This window comes from Streptomyces phaeochromogenes (assembly GCF_001418655.1).
Taxonomy (GTDB): Bacteria; Actinomycetota; Actinomycetes; order Streptomycetales; family Streptomycetaceae; genus Streptomyces; species Streptomyces phaeochromogenes.
Genome location: NZ_LIQZ01000258.1, coordinates 1 through 16,171, shown reverse-complemented (window position 1 = coordinate 16,171; position 16,171 = coordinate 1). Strand labels below are relative to the sequence as shown.

13 protein-coding genes, 1 tRNA gene and 1 pseudogene are annotated in these 16,171 nt (G+C 70.2%); 5 read left to right on the top strand and 10 right to left on the bottom strand.

What is annotated here, in order from left to right:
* Positions 1 to 973 (bottom strand): annotated as a pseudogene (locus tag AOK17_RS30795) (ATP-binding protein); the annotation flags it as partial.
* Between the two features lie 208 nt (positions 974 to 1,181).
* Positions 1,182 to 1,982: an exodeoxyribonuclease III gene (locus AOK17_RS30790; protein WP_055615852.1), complete on the bottom strand. Its 801-nt coding sequence runs from the start codon at positions 1,980 to 1,982 to the stop codon at positions 1,182 to 1,184.
* 118 nt (positions 1,983 to 2,100) lie between these two features.
* On the opposite strand from AOK17_RS30790, the gene AOK17_RS30785 reads away from it, so the two are divergent.
* The 3 genes from AOK17_RS30785 to AOK17_RS30775 all read left to right on the top strand — a co-directional run bounded on the left by AOK17_RS30785 (position 2,101) and on the right by AOK17_RS30775 (position 4,808).
* Complete coding sequence (locus AOK17_RS30785) at positions 2,101 to 2,577, top strand: GNAT family N-acetyltransferase (RefSeq protein ID WP_055615851.1); 477 nt, start codon at positions 2,101 to 2,103, stop codon at positions 2,575 to 2,577.
* Between the two features lie 71 nt (positions 2,578 to 2,648).
* Positions 2,649 to 3,716 carry a DUF8094 domain-containing protein gene (locus AOK17_RS30780; RefSeq protein ID WP_055615850.1) on the top strand — a complete coding sequence of 356 codons (1,068 nt, stop codon included), beginning with the start codon at positions 2,649 to 2,651 and terminating at the stop codon, positions 3,714 to 3,716.
* 186 nt (positions 3,717 to 3,902) lie between these two features.
* Positions 3,903 to 4,808: a TIGR03620 family F420-dependent LLM class oxidoreductase gene (locus AOK17_RS30775; protein ID WP_055615849.1), complete on the top strand. Its 906-nt coding sequence runs from the start codon at positions 3,903 to 3,905 to the stop codon at positions 4,806 to 4,808.
* Positions 4,809 to 4,897: 89 nt separating this feature from the next.
* Here AOK17_RS30775 and AOK17_RS30770 read toward each other — a convergent pair.
* From AOK17_RS30770 to galU, 7 genes are all read right to left on the bottom strand, one after another.
* Positions 4,898 to 4,971 (bottom strand) — tRNA-Ala (locus AOK17_RS30770).
* A gap of 108 nt (positions 4,972 to 5,079) precedes the next feature.
* On the bottom strand, positions 5,080 to 6,510 hold the full coding sequence (sepX, locus tag AOK17_RS30765; protein ID WP_055615848.1) for a divisome protein SepX/GlpR: 1,431 nt from the start codon (positions 6,508 to 6,510) through the stop codon (positions 5,080 to 5,082).
* A 177-nt stretch (positions 6,511 to 6,687) separates the two neighbouring features.
* Complete coding sequence (locus tag AOK17_RS30760; RefSeq protein WP_063997313.1) at positions 6,688 to 7,347, bottom strand: GNAT family N-acetyltransferase; 660 nt, start codon at positions 7,345 to 7,347, stop codon at positions 6,688 to 6,690.
* Entirely contained in the window at positions 7,344 to 7,910 is a 567-nt protein-coding gene (locus AOK17_RS30755; RefSeq protein WP_079053373.1) for a MogA/MoaB family molybdenum cofactor biosynthesis protein, read from the bottom strand. Before AOK17_RS30755 ends, AOK17_RS30760 begins: the two co-directional genes overlap by 4 nt.
* Positions 7,907 to 8,386 carry a cyclic pyranopterin monophosphate synthase MoaC gene (gene moaC, locus AOK17_RS30750; protein WP_055615846.1) on the bottom strand — a complete coding sequence of 160 codons (480 nt, stop codon included), beginning with the start codon at positions 8,384 to 8,386 and terminating at the stop codon, positions 7,907 to 7,909. Before moaC ends, AOK17_RS30755 begins: the two co-directional genes overlap by 4 nt.
* A gap of 63 nt (positions 8,387 to 8,449) precedes the next feature.
* Complete coding sequence (glp, locus tag AOK17_RS30745; RefSeq protein WP_055615845.1) at positions 8,450 to 9,772, bottom strand: molybdotransferase-like divisome protein Glp; 1,323 nt, start codon at positions 9,770 to 9,772, stop codon at positions 8,450 to 8,452.
* A 5-nt stretch (positions 9,773 to 9,777) separates the two neighbouring features.
* Entirely contained in the window at positions 9,778 to 10,680 is a 903-nt protein-coding gene (gene galU / locus AOK17_RS30740) for a UTP--glucose-1-phosphate uridylyltransferase GalU (RefSeq protein WP_055615853.1), read from the bottom strand.
* Positions 10,681 to 10,774: 94 nt separating this feature from the next.
* Between galU and AOK17_RS30735 the strand changes: the two genes are divergently transcribed.
* Positions 10,775 to 11,401 (top strand): 5-formyltetrahydrofolate cyclo-ligase, encoded by a 627-nt coding sequence (locus AOK17_RS30735; RefSeq protein ID WP_055615844.1) that lies wholly within the window; start codon positions 10,775 to 10,777, stop codon positions 11,399 to 11,401.
* Between the two features lie 79 nt (positions 11,402 to 11,480).
* Here AOK17_RS30735 and AOK17_RS30730 read toward each other — a convergent pair whose 3' ends face one another.
* Complete coding sequence (locus tag AOK17_RS30730; RefSeq protein ID WP_055615843.1) at positions 11,481 to 14,243, bottom strand: penicillin acylase family protein; 2,763 nt, start codon at positions 14,241 to 14,243, stop codon at positions 11,481 to 11,483.
* A gap of 303 nt (positions 14,244 to 14,546) precedes the next feature.
* Here AOK17_RS30730 and AOK17_RS30725 point away from each other — a divergent pair, with 303 nt between their 5' ends.
* A complete protein-coding gene (locus AOK17_RS30725; RefSeq protein WP_055615842.1) occupies positions 14,547 to 16,055 on the top strand; it encodes a potassium/proton antiporter in 1,509 nt (502 codons plus the stop codon).
* The last annotated feature ends 116 nt before the right edge of the window (positions 16,056 to 16,171 follow it).

Below are 16,171 nucleotides of genomic sequence, written 5' to 3'. Positions count from 1 at the left end.
CCCCCGCGACCCCTCCCCCGAACTCCGTCCCCGGATGCACGCCGAGCAGCCGGTAGAGCCGGGCGGCTTCCGCGGGCAGCCCCTGGTAGGAGAGGTCGAGGGCGGCGCGTACACCGTGGTCGCCGTCGATGGCGAGCGCGTCCAGCCGCCCGCGCTCCGCGGTCAGGGCCCGGACCATGGTGGTGATCCGGCGCTGTGGCCGCGCCGCGAGCCGCGCCCCGGCGACCCGCACGGCCAGCGGCAGCCCGGCGCAGAGGCCGACGAGGGCGCGGGCGTCGTCCGGCTGGTTGGCCACGCGGTCGTCGGCGAGGGTGGCCGCGAGCAGTTCGACCGCCGCTTCGGGGGCGAGCGGTTCCAGATGCACCTGGTAGCCGCCTTCGAGGGCCAGCCCGGACATCCGCCGACGGCTGGTCACCAGCGTGACGTTGGACCCGCCCGGCAGCAGCGGCCGTACCTGCGCCGCCGTCGCCGCGTCGTCGAGCAGCACCACGATCCGGCGGTCGGCGGTGAGCGAGCGGTACAGCGCGGCCCGGTCGGCGGCACCCTCCGGCACCTGCTGCGGCGGCACACCGAGCCCGCGCAGGAAACTGCCCAGCACATGGGCCGGTTCGACGGGGCCGGTCGGCGCCTGCGCGCAGAGGTCCGCGTACAGCTGGCCGCCGGGGAAGTCCGGGCGCAACCCGTGCAGCCAGGCCAGGGCCAGCGCGGTCTTGCCGACTCCGCCGAGGCCGCTCACGGTGGCGAGGGCGGGGTGGGCCCGCTGTGCGGCGAGAGCCCGGTGCCGTTCGAGCCGCTCCACCTCCGCGGTGCGGTCGGTGAGGCGAACGGCCGGCGGAAGCTGCCACGGCAACTGCTGCTCCGCCGTCTCACCGGTACGGATGTGGACGTCGCCGTGCACGACTCCGGCCTGGACGCTGGGACCGTGAACGACACCGCTCAGCTCGTTGTGGCCGCGCCACTCCTGCCCCCGCACGCGTCCCCCTACGACCGACCGGTAAGTACCGTCCTATGGGGAAGAGCCTTTCCGCGCACACCTGTCCGCACACACGCTCGAAAACCGGCGCCCGGCGCACCACCGCGTCCGGAGCCCGAGTTTCCGCCCCCGAAGCCGTCGTACGCGCCCGTTTCCCGCAGTCGCTCCCGCGCGAAGTCGCACGGGAGCGAGGACTACTGGAGGACTACTACTCGTACACAACCGTCACCGGCGCATGGTCGGACCACCGCTCGTCGTGCGTGGCCGCCCGCTCCACGAGCCCCTTGACGGCCCGGGCCGCGAGACCGGGTGTGGCGACCTGGTAGTCGATCCTCCATCCGGTGTCGTTGTCGAAGGCCCGCCCCCGGTAGGACCACCACGAGTACGGCCCCTCCACGTCCGGGTGGAGGGCGCGGACGACGTCCACGTACCCGCCGTCCGTCTCGTCGAAGACGCGGCCGAGCCACTCGCGCTCCTCCGGCAGGAAGCCGGAGTTCTTCTGGTTGCCGCGCCAGTTCTTGAGGTCTGCCTGCTGGTGGGCGATGTTCCAGTCGCCGCAGACGACGACCTCGCGTCCGTCGGCGGCGGCGCGCTCGCGCAGGTTCTTCAGGTGGGCGAGGAACTCGTCCATGAACCGGATCTTCTCGTCCTGCCGCTCGGTGCCGACCTCGCCGGAGGGCAGGTACAGGCTGGCGACGGTGACACCGGGCAGGTCGGCCTCGACGTACCGTCCGCTGCCGTCGAACTCGGCGGACCCGAAGCCGACCTGGACGCGGTCGGGCTCGCGGCGCGTGTAGAGGGAGACACCGGCCCGCCCCTTCGCGGCGGCGGGCGCGTGCACGACATGCCACCCCTCGGGCTGCCGTACACCCTCCGGGAGTTGCTCCGGCTCGGCCCGCACCTCCTGGAGGCACAGCACATCGGCTGACGTCTCCGCCAGCCACTCCACGAAGCCCTTCTTGGCGGCGGCCCGGAGCCCGTTCACATTCACAGAGGTCACAGTGAGCACTCGGGCACGATACCGGCACACTGGTACGTGCACGGCGCCCGCCCGAGCCCTTCGCGCGGACGGGCGGACGCCCCGCACGCCACCATCCCACCCACCGCATAGAAGTACGATACTCAGCATGAATATACGCCGGGTCACCTTCGACCACCCCGACGCAGTCAAGCTCAACGACCAGGTGCAGGCCGAGTACGCCGTGCGCTACGGGGACGAGGGTGACGTCACCCCGCTCGATCCGTCGATGTTCGAGCCGCCGATCGGCCTGTACCTGATGGCGTACGACGCCCAGGAGCGGCCGGTTGCCACGGGCGGCTGGCGCACCCAGGACGAGAACGACGAGGGCTACTCGGACGGCGACGCCGAGCTGAAGCGGATGTACGTGATCGAGGAGGCCCGCGGCAACGGGCTTGCCCGCCGCATCCTGGCCGCCCTGGAGGTCGACGCCCGCGCGGCAGGCCGCACCCGCATGGTCCTGGAAACCGGCAACAAGCAGCCCGAGGCCATCGCCCTCTACGCCTCCAGCGGATACGAGCCGTGCGTCAAGTTCGGCCACTACCGCTTCCACGAGGACAGCCGCTGCTTCGCGAAGCTTCTGTGAGGACGCCCGCCCGGCGCGGGCGGGGCCACTAGCCTGTCGTGATCATTCACAGCATTCACGACAGGGGACCCATGACCTCGCGCCGCCACACGCCCGGACTTCTGCGAGCCGCCGTGCCCGTCACCGCCCTCGCACTCGCCCTCACCGCATGCTCCGACGGCGGAACCGAGGCGTCCGGCGCTGACGGCAAGGGCGGCTCCTCCGCCGAGGCGGGCGTCATCTCCCTCAAGTCTGCGCACGCCGTCCTGCTCAACTACGCGAAGGTCAACAACGCGGCCAACGCCACACAGGCCCCGGACAGGACGGCCGAGGTGGAGGGCGGCGCGCTGCTCCAGCAGAGCCAGGCGACGTTCACGCAGTTCAAGGCCCTGCCGAAGAAGGAGCAGGCGAGTTTCAAGACGCCCTTCCACTACCCGGTCGAGGGCGCCCGCTTCTACATCCCCCGCAAGGGTTCGCCGCAGGTCTTCATGGTCGACACCCGGGTCACCGGCGAGGACATCGAGAAGGACCGCCGCCGTCTCCTGGTCTTCGAGCACGTGAAGGACTACGAGAAGAGCAAGAACAAGGGCGCCGAGTGGAAGGCGGTGTCCGTCGGCGAGGCCGACGGCAAGCTGCCGGCCGTGAAGCGCGACGACGACGGCTTCGTCACGGTCCTCAAGGCCTCGGACACGGTGGGCAAGGTCAAGCTCGACGAACTGCGCGACCTGTCCAAGGACTTCTACGTCACGGGCGGCAAGAAGGCGGACGCGAGCTTCGCGAACACCGCGTCCGTGAAGGCCTGGAAGAAGTCGTACGCGGACCGCGCCGCCTTCGACGACGGCTGCGTCGACGGCGAGTACGAGCCCGGCTTCACGGCGGCCGAGACGGCGTACGGCCTGAAGACCACCGACGGGGGCGCGCTGGCCCTCTACGACTTCGGCGTCGACTACCAGAACTGGCCGAAGGCCGAGGGCCCCCGCTGTGCCACCCAGCTGGACATCGAGAACCTGCCCACGGTCACGGACATCTACCTGGACGGCCGGACCAGCACGAGCGGCCTCACCCGCACGAACTCCCTGATCACCATGGCCGTGGTCCCGGCGTCCGGCACGGACATCCGCGTCACGGGCTACCACCTGCAGATGGTCAACGCGAAGTAGCGGACACGGCCGGACGGCGAACGCGGCGGCCGGCGCGTGCGCTCGTCCAGGGCGGCGGCCAACCAAGCGGCCGAGCGACCTGCCCTCGAGCGAACGCCCGCCTCAACGACCTTGAGTGGCACGGTCACAGCACCCGCCCGGCAGGAGTCCGACCGACATCACCCATCGACCAAGGAGAGGTACGGCATGACAGTGGCCGAAGAAGCAGGACTCGGGCGCGTGGGGATCTGGACGTCGAGCCTGGACGCGCTCACTCCGGCGGCGGCCGGGCAGATCGCGGCCGAGCTCGAAGCCCAGGGCTGGGGCACGCTGTGGTTCGGCGAAGCCTACGGCCGGGAGGCCTTCACCCAGGCTGGGCTGCTGCTGGCCGCCACCGGGCGCATGCGCGTGGCCACCGGCATCGCCAACATCTGGGCCCGCGACGCGGTCGCGGCCAACGCGGCGTCCCGTACGTTGGCCGCGGCGCACGGCGGGCGGTTCGTCCTCGGGCTCGGGGTCAGCCACCGGCCGCTGGTGGAGCGGGTGCGCGGGGGCAGCTACACCAAACCGGTCGCCGCCATGCGCGAGTACCTCACGGCGATGGCGGGAGCGACCTTCTACGCCGCGGAGGCCGACGAACCCCGCCCGCCCGTCCTGGTCGCCGCCCTCGGCCCCCGGATGCTGGAGGTGGCCCGTGAACTCGCGGACGGCAGCCACCCGTATCTGGTGACACCGCAGCAGACCGCCGACGTACGGGCGGCTCTGGGGCCGGACAAGCTCGTGGCCGTCGAGATGGGCGCCGTACTCACCTCGGACCGCGAGACAGCGCTGCGCCGGGCCCACGCGCACCTGGACATCTACACCGGTCTGCCGAACTACCGCAACAACTGGCTGAGGGGTGGCTTCGACGAGACCGACCTCGTACGCGGCGGCTCCGACAGGCTCGCCGAAGCGCTCATCGCGTGGGGCGACGAAGCGGCGATCCTCAGGCGCGTGCGCGAACACCTGGCCGCCGGAGCCGACCACGTCTGCGTCCAGGTCCTGATGGACTCCCCCTTCGACGTACCGACCACCCCGTGGCGAGAGCTCGCACCCGCACTCATCGACGCGTGACGAACCCAACTCCAGTCGCCGCACCTCACCGCCGCACGGCACGCCAAAGCCCCTGCCGGATCTCCCCGGCAGGGGCTTTGATCTGTGCGTGGACCTGTGGGGATTTGAACCCCAGACCCCCTCGATGCGAACGAGGTGCGCTACCAGACTGCGCCACAGGCCCTTGCAACGAGTGAAACTCTAGCATCCCGGTCAGGGTGCTTGGAAATCCGTTCCCGGGCCCTCACCCGCTGGTCAGGAGCAGGCCCGCGACGGGAGTTCTGAGGCGTCGTCACTCGTTGGCCGCGCGTGGCCGGTCGCCGTCCTCGTACTGGTCGAAGAGGGGCGTGCGGCCTCGTTCGCGGGCGCGCCGGGCCGAGGCCGCGCGCCGGGCGTCCGCGGCGCTGTCCGACGCGTCTTCCCCATCGTCCGAGTCGTCCACGTAGGACTCGCCGAGCTCCTCCCCCGCCTCGGCCGTCGAACAGTCGGCGTTCGGTTCGACCGTGCTGGACCGGGCCGAGCTCCAGGCGTCGGGGCCGCCCAGGTCGACGTCGGACGTGGCGCGCGGGGCGACCGGGGCCGTCACGTACGTCGGCAGCGGCACCGGGACGGGGTCCCAGCTGTCGCCACCGGAGGGGCCGCTCCGCCGCTCACGCTGCTGGTCGACCCACTCGGCGTGGTCGGTCTGCTCGACGAGGGCACGGCGGTCGGCGGCGAGCGCGGACAGACCGGGATCGGTGTCGGCCTCGGGTCCGTCCTCCGGCTCGTCCGCGGCACCCGGGTCGGTGGGCGGCCGACGCCTGGGCTGCCGCTCCCGCAGGCGCTGCGCCGCGACCTCGGCCCGCCTGCGGTCCATCACGTAGGTGAAGCGCCGCCGCTCCTGGGAGCGCAGATAGGCGATGTAGACGCTCAGCATCACCGCGGGCACGCCGGGCGCCCACAGGAACGCGAGTCCGCCGACCGCCGCGACGATCGCGCCGAGCGTGAAGGCCATGAAGAGCATCACCGTCGTACGCCGTCGGCGCGCGAGCACCTTCGAGCGCCGGGCGCGCGCCGCGGCCTCCGCAGCCGCGGCCCGCCTCGCGGGAGACGACGCGGCGGACACGGACGACGCCGACGCTCCGTTCGACGACGGCTTGGCGCCCTGCCGGGGCACCGGCCGCCCGTCCGCCGCACGGCCGGATTTCGCCGCGGGGTGGGCGGCGCCGGCCGGGGAGCCGGGCTTCGGCACCGTCGCGGACACCTGTCTCGACGCCTGCCGCGCCGCATGCTGCGATGCGTGCTGCTGCGGTGCGTGTTTCGACGCCTGCTTGGGCGCCTGCTTCGAAGCGGGCTGCGCCTGCGCCTGCCCCTCGGACCGCGCTTCGTCCCGCACGTCCCGTCCGTCACGTCCGTCACGCACGTCTCGTGCATCCCGTACGTCGTCGACGTCGGCCCGTGCCTCGCGACGCGTCGGAGGCATGGCGAAGGCCCGGACGTCCACCGAGTCGGTGACGCCGTCCGGGTCGGCGTGGTGCTCCCCCTCTTCGGCGGAGCGCGCCCGCAGGTCCTTGGCGTACCGGCGCTCCATGCCCGCCCGGCCGGACAGAAGCCGGATGGCGGTGCTGAAGCGTTCCGTCGGACGGGCCTCATTCAGCTCGTCCTGCCTACGGAGCCACATAGGCACCAAGTAGGCGGCCCAGGCCCCGACAATGACTGCGTAGATGAGGCCGCTGCTGCTCACGCCTCACACGGTAGAGGGGTTTGCGTGAGGCCATCTGCCAATTGAGCCGGTGTGTCGCACGATCTGGCTGATATTTCGAGCTTTTTTTGTGACCGATGCGATCAGCAGGCCGCCAGGGGCGCGAAATTAATGCCCGAGGATGGTCGATCGCCGATCATTTTCGAACACCCATTTCATTTACGCGGTGTTCCGAGGCGTGTCCCGCGGTGAGTTTTCGGACGTGTTCCGCGAGCGTGTCCGGCGCCAGCGGGCCAGCAGTCCTTCGGGCACCTCTTCGGCCGTGAGCGCGAAGACGAGGTGGTCACGCCAGGCGCCGTCGATGTGGAGATAACGTGGACGAAGGCCTTCGTCACGGAATCCGAGTTTCTCCACGACCCGTCGGCTCGGCCCGTTCTCGGGCCGAATACAGACCTCGATGCGGTGCAGACCAACGGTTCGGAAGCAGTGGTCGGACACAAGCGCCACGGCCGTCGGCATCACTCCGCGACCGGCGACCGCCTCGTCCACCCAGTAGCCGATATGGCCCGAGCACATCGAGCCCCAGGTGATTCCGGCGACGGTCAACTGACCGACGAGCCGCCCCTGGTACTCGATGACGAACGGCAGCATCCGCCCCGAGTTCGCCTCGGCGCGCAGATGCCGGACCATCTGGCGATAGGTCGGCCGGTGGGCGATCGGCCCGCTGGGTGTGGGCGGCGGGATGGTCGCCTCCCAGGGGCGCAGCCAGTCCCGGTTACGGCGGTTCACATCGCGCCAGGCCCGCTGGTCGCGCAGCTTTATGGGCCGGAGGACCACATCGCCGTCCACCAGCTCGACCGGCCAGGATGGGCTGTTCAGCTCACACCCCCACTGCCGCTGGGTCTGGGGTGGTCGCCGCCGCGGATCTGGTCGACGGCGTGGATCAGGAGGGGTTCGAGGACGGCCAGTCCGTCCCGCACCCCGCCGGTGGAACCCGGAAGGTTCACGATCAGTGTGCCCTGCGCGACCCCGGCGAGCCCCCGGGAGAGCGCCGCAGTGGGCACCTTCTCCCTTCCGAACGCCCTGATGGCCTCGGGAATGCCCGGCACCTCGTACGTGATCACCTTCCGCGTGGCCTCCGGGGTGCCGTCGGTGGGTGAGATGCCCGTGCCGCCGGTGGTCACGATGACGTCGTACCCGGCCCGGACGCCCACCCGCAGGGCGCTCTCCACGGGGTCCCCGTCAGGGACCACCCACGGACCGTCGACCGCGAAGCCGAACTTCAGGAGCCCCTCCGCGATCAGGGGCCCGCCCCGGTCCTCGTAGACACCCGCCGCCGCGCGGTTGGAGGCCGTCACGACGAGGGCGCTGTACGGAGCGAGCAGCGCGCCTCCGATCGGCGGCTCGACCGGTGCCGCGGGTCCCGTCGGTCCCGCGGTCATGCCCTGCTCCAGTCGCCCGACTTGCCGCCCGTCTTCTCCTCCACGCGCACGTCCGTGATGACCGCCCCCTTGTCTACCGCCTTGACCATGTCGATCACGGTGAGAGCCGCGACGCTGACCGCGGTGAGGGCCTCCATCTCGACGCCCGTGCGGTCGGTGGTCTTCACGGTGGCCAGGATCTCGACGGCGTCGTCCGCGACCGACAGATCAAGCTTGACACCCGATACCGACAACGGATGGCAGAGCGGGATCAGATCCGGTGTGCGCTTGGCGCCCATGATGCCCGCGATGCGCGCGGTGGCGAGGGCGTCGCCCTTGGGCACTCCCTCGCCGCGCAGCAGCTCGATCACGCGGGGCGAGACGAGGACGCGACCGCTCGCGCGTGCCGTGCGGGCGGTCACGTCCTTCTCGGACACATCCACCATGCGGGCGGCACCCGCCTCGTCGATGTGGGTCAGTCGGTCCTGCGTACTCATGATGGCTGGGGCGCTCCCGGTCGGGCCTGTTGTGCGCGACACGGTACCCCCAAGTCGGGGCCTTCAGCCGAGGAGGACCACGTCGACCTCGGTGCCGGGCTCCACGGACTCGTCGGACTCGGGGACGACGATCAGCGCGTTCGCGTGCGCGAGGGCCGCGATCAGGTGGGATCCGGCGCCGCCGACGGGGGTGACCTCCCCGTCCGCGTACCGTCCGCGCAGGAATTGACGGCGTCCGGCGGGCGAGGTGAGCGCCTTGTCCGTACGGAGGGTCGCCCTGGTCGTGGACCGGTGGATGTCGTCGACACCCATCAGGGTGCGGATCGCGGGGCGCACGAACAGCTCGAAGGACACGTACGACGACACGGGGTTGCCCGGGAGCGCGAGCAGCGGGGTGTGGTCGGGGCCGATGGAGCCGAAGCCCTGGGGCTTGCCGGGCTGCATGGCGAGCTTGCGGAACTCGATGCCGCTGCCCGCCTCGTCCTCGTCGCCGACCGAGGACAGGGCCTCCTTGACGACGTCGTACGCGCCGACGCTGACGCCGCCCGTGGTGACCACGAGGTCGGCGCGGATGAGCTGGTCCTCGATGGTGGCACGGAGTGTCTCGGCGTCGTCGGCGACCGCGCCCACGCGGTAGGCGATCGCGCCGGCGTCCCGGGCGGCGGCGCACAGCGCGAAGCTGTTGGAGTCGTAGATCTGGCCGGTTCCCAACTGCTCGTCGGGCTGGACCAGTTCGCTGCCGGTGGACATGACGACCACGCGCGGGCGCGGGCGCACCCGGACGGTGCCCCGGCCGATCGCGGCGAGCAGGCCGATCTGCGGCGGGCCGAGGACGGTGCCCGCGGAGAGGGCTCGGTCGCCGGCCTTCACGTCGCTGCCCTTGGCACGCACGTGCGCGCGTGCCGATGCCGAGCGGTGGACGTGGACCTGGCCGGAGGCGCCCTCGGGGGACGCGCTGCGGGCGCGCATCCCGGAGACGGGGCCCTCGCCGAGGCCGCCGTCGGTCCACTCCACGGGGACGACGGCCTCGGCGCCGGGCGGCAGCGGGGCGCCCGTCATGATGCGGGCGGCCTGGCCGGGTCCCACGTGGAGCAGCTCGGACTCGCCCGCCGCCACGTCACCGACGACCGTGAGCACGGCCGGGTACTCCTCGCTCGCGCCCGCGACATCGGCGACCCGGACCGCGTACCCGTCCATCGAGCTGTTGTCGAACGGCGGCAGGGAGACCGGCACCGTGACGTCCTCGACCAGGACGCAGCCCTGGGCGTCGAGGAGCTGCAGCTCGATGGCTTCGAGGGGGCGGACGGTCGCGAGGATGTCCTCCAGGTGCTCGGACACCGACCAGAGGTGGTCCTGGCCGGTGACGCGGGTCGCGGCGCTGCTCAAGTTGTTTACATCTCCTCGGTGACGTAACTGCGAAGCCAGGTCCGGAAGTCCGGGCCCAGGTCTTCACGTTCGCACGCGAGTCGGACAATGGCACGCAGATAGTCGCCCCGGTCACCGGTGTCATAGCGGCGGCCCTTGAAGATCACGCCGTGCACCGGGCCGCCGACCTTCTCGTCGGCGGCGAGCTGCTGGAGGGCGTCGGTGAGCTGGATCTCGCCGCCGCGGCCCGGCTCGGTCTTTCGCAGTATGTCGAAGACGTGCGGGTCGAGGACGTACCGGCCGATGATCGCGTAGTTGCTCGGGGCGTCGGCGGCGGCCGGCTTCTCGACCAGGTCGTGGACCTTGACGACGTCACTGTCGTCGGTGGCGTCGACGGCCGCGCAGCCGTAGAGGTGGATCTGCTCGGGGGCGACCTCCATGAGGGCGATCACGCTGCCGCCGTACTGCTCCTGGACGTCGACCATGCGCTTGAGCAGCGGGTCGCGCGGGTCGATCAGGTCGTCGCCGAGGAGCACCGCGAAGGGCTCGTGGCCGACGTGCGGGGCGGCGCAGAGCACGGCGTGGCCGAGGCCCTTGGGGTCGCCCTGGCGGACGTAGTGCATGGTGGCGAGGTCGCTGGACTCCTGCACCTTGGCGAGCCGGTCGGCGTCGCCCTTCTTCTGAAGGGCCGATTCCAGCTCGTAGTTGCGGTCGAAGTGGTCCTCGAGGGGGCGCTTGTTGCGGCCCGTGATCATGAGGACGTCATCGAGGCCCGCGGACGCGGCCTCCTCGACCACGTACTGGATCGCCGGCTTGTCGACGACCGGCAGCATCTCCTTGGGAGTGGCCTTGGTGGCCGGCAGGAACCGGGTTCCGAGGCCTGCTGCGGGGATGACAGCCTTGCTGATCCTGGGGTGTGCCTGAGTCATGCCCGACACCATATCCGGTGCCTTTGTATGGAATCTGTGGCTCCGGTTAATTCGCTCTCATATGAGCGCATTATGAAGGGTACGGAACAAGCCTATGAGCCACCTGGGACCCGAACCGGAGTCTGGCAAGCGAGTGTTGCGGCGAGAGTTCCTCACGGTGAGAAGCCGGTATACGGCCGATGACGTGCGGGAGACCGGGGCCTCACTCGCCGCCCGCGCCCTGGAGCTGCCCGAACTGGCGCACGCGCGCACGGTGGCAGCTTACGTGTCCGTGGGGAGCGAACCGGGCACCCGTGCGCTCCTCGACGCACTCCACGCGCGCGGCGTGCGCGTCCTGCTCCCGGCGCTGCTCGCGGACAACGACCTGGACTGGGGCGCGTACGCCGGAGAGGGCTCGCTCGTCTCCGTACAGCACCGGGGAAAGATGGCCCTCCTGGAGCCCGCGGGCGAGCGTCTGGGCCCGGACGCCGTGCTCACGGCCGACACCGTGCTCCTGCCGGGCCTGGCCGTCGACGCGCGCGGGATGCGGCTCGGCCGCGGCGGCGGATCGTACGACCGGGTCCTGGCGCGACTCGACCGGGCGGGCGCGGATCCGGCCCTGGTGGTGCTGCTGTACGACTCCGAAGTGGTCGATCTCGTCCCCGAGGAGCCGCACGACCGGCCGGTGCACGCGGTGGTGACCCCTTCGGGAGTGCACCGCTTCCGCCGGCCCTCTCCGTAGAGGCCGATCGCCCCCCCAGGGGCCCCGATGCGCGAAACGGCCCTCCACGCGCGCGTGGAGGGCCGTTCTCACGTGGTGCTCAGGGCTTCAGGACCAGCGTGTCCGACGTCTTCGCGTCGACCGCCCGCTCCGTGGAGACCCAGGGCAGCAGCTCGCCGTCGATCCACTTGCCCGTCTGGTCGACGTAGTGGGCGCTGTAGGCGTGCCCGGAGGCACCGGTGAGGTTGATCCACTTCGACTTGTCGAAGTCCTCCAGGTTCACCACCATGCGCATCGACGGCACCCAGACCACGGTGTAGCCGCCCGCGGCGTTCCAGCCGGTGGCGTTGACCGCCGCCTCGCCGCCGCTCATGTTGTACGGGCCGCGGTTGAGCATGTACTTCAGGAATCCGGGACCTTCGAGGCCCAGGGTCTGGTTCTTCAGGTAGAGCCGGTGCAGGCGGCCCCAGCTCCAGGTGTCGATGCCCTTGCCCAGCTTGGCGGTCAGCTCCCAGCGGGCGTCCGTGAGGGCCCGCTTGAAGAGCTCGTCACGGGTGTCGACGGCCGGGTCGGTGCGCGTCGCGGGCGCCGACCACCAGTCGTTGTCCTCGTCGTCGAGGATCTTGCGGACCACCTCGAACCAGCGGTCGCCGCCGTCCGGCTGCGCGCTGTCGGCCTCGCGCTGACCGCACTCGCGCACCCGCCGGTCCTCGTCGGCGGGCCCCGTGGAGTCCACCGGCTCGACGCTCAGGCACTGGTCCTCGACCCGCAGCTCCTTGGGCAGCTTGTTGCCGAAGGCGAGCTTGAGGATGTTGCGCCAGGTCGCGTTGAAGTACGCCGCCGCGGCCGAGTCGGCGTCCTGGGTGTAGTTCCAGCCCTCCAGGAGCTTCTGCGCCTCACGGACGTTCTTGTCGGCCACGTCGATCTTGAGCAGCTTGGGCACCAGGAGCTTGGCGATCTCGCTGCTGTTGTCGAGCTGCATCTGGCGCATGTCGTCGGTCGAGATCTTGCCGCCGCCCTTGATCTTCGACTCGATGAGGTCGGCGATCCGCTGGCTGCGCGTTCCGTAGCCCCAGTCCGTGGTGAGCGTGTAGGGGTACTTGTCCTTGTCGACGACGGCCTGGTTGGCGGTCACGATGTAGCCGCGCTTCGGGTTGTACTCGTAGGGCAGCTCGGCCTGCTTGATGTAGCCGGTCCAGCGGTACTTGGAGTCCCAGCCGGGCGAGGGGAGCGAGCCGTCGCCCTCACCGCGGATCGGGATCCTGCCGGGCAGCTGGTAGCCGATGTTGTCGTCGGTGTCCGCGTAGGTGAGGTTCTGCGAGGGCACGTCGAAGAGCGTGGCCGCCTTGCGGAACTCCGTCCAGTCGGTGGCCTTGTTCATCGCGAACACGGCGTCCATCGAGTTGCCGGGGTCCAGGGCGGTCCAGCGCAGGGAGATGCCGTAGCCGTCGCCGCGGTCGGGTGCCGCGCTGTCGACGGTGGCCTTCTTGCCGACCTTCACGAGCTCGTCGTTGCGGTCGGACAGCAGCGGTCCGTTGTTGGTCTCCCGGACGACGATGGTCTTGGAGTCGCCGCCCGCGACGTTGATCTTCTCCTCGCGGGTGGTGAAGGCCTTCACCTTGTCGTCGTACTCGTAGCCGTTCCCGGTGAGCTTCTCCAGGTACAGGTCGGTGACGTCGGCCCCGGAGTTGGTCATGCCCCAGGCGATGCTCTGGTTGTGGCCGATGACCACGCCCGGCATGCCCGCGAAGGTGTACCCGGAGACGTCGTACTGGCACTTCTCGGAGACGCTCTTGCAGTGCAGGCCCATCTGGTACCAGACGGACGGCAGCGAGGGCGACAGGTGCGGGTCGTTGGCGAGCAGCGGCTTGCCGGTGATGGTGTGGGTGCCCTTGACGACCCAGGAGTTCGAACCGATGCCGTTGCCGTTCACGCCGACGGCCTCAGGGACGTCGTCGAGCACCTTGTAGAGGCCCGACAGCTGGCCCTGCAGCCCGGAGGGGGCCTCGGTGTTGTTCGCAAGCCCGGTGCCCGCCGAGGACTGCGTACCGCCGGTACCGGTACTGGTGTCGCTGCCCTGCCGGTACTCCCCGGTGACGCTGTCGTACTGGCCCTCCTGCACGATCGGCTTGTTCCGGTCGTACGGGTACTGCGGGTACAGGTCGGCGATCTGCTTCGGTCCCAGGCGGCTGGTCATCAGGGAGCGGTCGATCTCGTCCTGCATGTTGCCGCGCAGGTCCCAGGCCATCGCCTTGAGCCAGGCCACCGAGTCGACCGGGGTCCACTCCTTGGGCTTGTAGTCGTTGCGGAAACCGAGGGCCGCGTACTCCAGGGAGATGTCCGCGCCGTCCTTGCCCTTCAGGTACGCGTTGACCCCCTTGGCGTATGCCTGCAGGTACTTCTTCGTCTCCGCGGAGAGCTTGGTCTCGTACTCCTTCTCCGCGACCCGGTCCCAGCCGAGCGTGCGCAGGAACTCGTCCTCGTCGACCTGGCTCTCGCCGAACATCTCGGAGAGCTTGCCGGCCGTCATGTGACGGCGTACGTCCATCTCGTAGAACCGGTCCTGCGCCTGGACGTAGCCCTGCGCCATGAACAGGTCCGCGTCGGTCGAGGCGTAGATCTGCGGGATCCCGTAACCGTCACGCTTCACGTCCACGGGGCCCGACAGACCGTCGAGCGTGATGGAACCCTTGGTCTGGGGGAAGGAGGCGCGGACGGTGCTGATGCTCCAGAACGACCCGTAGGCGATGCCGCCGATGATGGCCAGAACCAGGACGATCAGGATCAGACGGGCTCTGCGCCCCTTCTTCCTGCCGGACTTGCCGGGCTTTTGACCGGAAGATGCGGTGGTGTTGGGGGGCATCGCTGTCCTTGCTGTCCTCACGCGAGCGGCAGGCGGGCTTGTCCATTTGACTGAGCGCTGGAGCAACCATAGGCGCAGGGCCAACGCGGGCTTGACGCGGAGTCGGGAACCCGGGCGGACGGGAGTTCGATCTTGCCTTGCCGAGTGTCAAGAAAGCGTCAAGAGTTAGGTAAGGTAACGAAGTAGTTGAACCATCGAGCCGGCTGAACCGGCCACGATTGCACTCGACAAGGTGATCCAGCCGATCGAAGCGGTCCAACTGGTCAAAGTGATCCACCCGGAACGGCGAGAAGGGAACAGCCGCTGACTGTCCACCACCTCAACCAGCTCCTGCTCGTATGCTCGCTCGTTCTGCTCGTCGCGGTGGCAGCGGTTCGGATCTCGTCGCGCAGCGGGCTCCCCAGCCTGCTCGTGTACCTGGGCATCGGCGTCGCCATGGGCCAGGACGGCATCGGCGACATCCACTTCGACAACGCCGAACTGACCCAGGTCATCGGGTACGCGGCCCTGGTCGTGATCCTGGCCGAGGGCGGCCTCGGCACGAAGTGGAAGGAGATCAAGCCCGGGCTGCCGGCTGCCTCCTCACTGGCGCTGGTGGGCGTCTCGGTGAGCGTCGGCATCACCGCGACAGCGGCCCACTACTTGATCGGGCTGGAGTGGCGGCAGGCGCTCATCATCGGCGCGGTGGTGTCCTCGACGGACGCAGCGGCGGTCTTCTCCGTGCTGCGGAAAGTGCCCCTCCCCGCGCGCGTGACCGGCATCCTGGAGGCCGAGTCGGGCTTCAACGACGCCCCGGTGGTCATCCTCGTCGTCTCGTTCTCCATGGCAGGACCGGTGGAGCACTGGTACCACCTGCTCGGCGAAATAGCGCTGGAGCTGACCATCGGAGCGGCCATCGGCCTCGCGGTGGGCTTCCTGGGAGCGTACGGACTGCGGCATGTGGCGCTGCCCGCCTCCGGCCTCTACCCGATCGCGGTGATGGCGATCGCGGTCACGGCGTACGCGGCCGGGGCGCTGGCCCACGGCAGCGGCTTCCTCGCCGTGTACCTGGCCTCGATGGTGCTGGGCAACGCGAAGCTGCCGCACTGGCCCGCCACGCGCGGCTTCGCCGACGGGCTCGGCTGGATCGCCCAGATCGGCATGTTCGTGCTGCTCGGGCTGCTGGTCACGCCGCACGAGATGGGCGACGACATCTGGCCCGCGCTCGTCATCGGGCTGGTGCTGACCATGGTCGCGCGACCGCTGAGCGTCGTGGCGGCGCTGGCGCCGTTCCGCATGCGCTGGCAGGAGCAGGCCCTGATGTCGTGGGCCGGGCTGCGCGGCGCGGTGCCCATCATCCTGGCCACGATCCCGATGGTGAGCGGCGTCGAGGAAAGCCGTCGCATCTTCAACATCGTGTTCGTACTTGTCGTCGTCTACACCCTCGTCCAGGGGCCCACGCTCCCCTGGCTGGCCCGGAAGCTGGGCGTCTCCAAGGCCCCCTCGGAGACCGCCGACCTGGGGATCGAGTCGGCGCCCCTGGAGCGGTTGCGCGGACATCTGCTGTCCGTCGCGATCCCGGAGGGGTCGAAGATGCACGGCGTCGAGATCAACGAGCTGCGGCTGCCCGCGGGGGCCGCCGTCACGCTGGTCGTCCGCGGTGGAGAATCGTTCGTTCCGCTTCCCACGACCGTGCTGCGGCGCGGCGACGAGCTGCTCGTGGTGGCCACCGATCCCGTCCGGGACGCGGCCGAGCAGCGGCTGCGGGCGGTGGGTCAGGGCGGCAAGCTGGCGGGGTGGCTGGGGACGGGTGGGTGCGGGGCGGAGAGTTGAGCCTTGGCGGCTCGGCTTCACGGCTCCTCAAGGCCCTCGACTCCTCAAGGCTCTCGACTTCGCGGCTCTTCGGTTTCGCGGTTTGTGCTTCGCGGTTTGTGCTTCGTGGTTTGTGC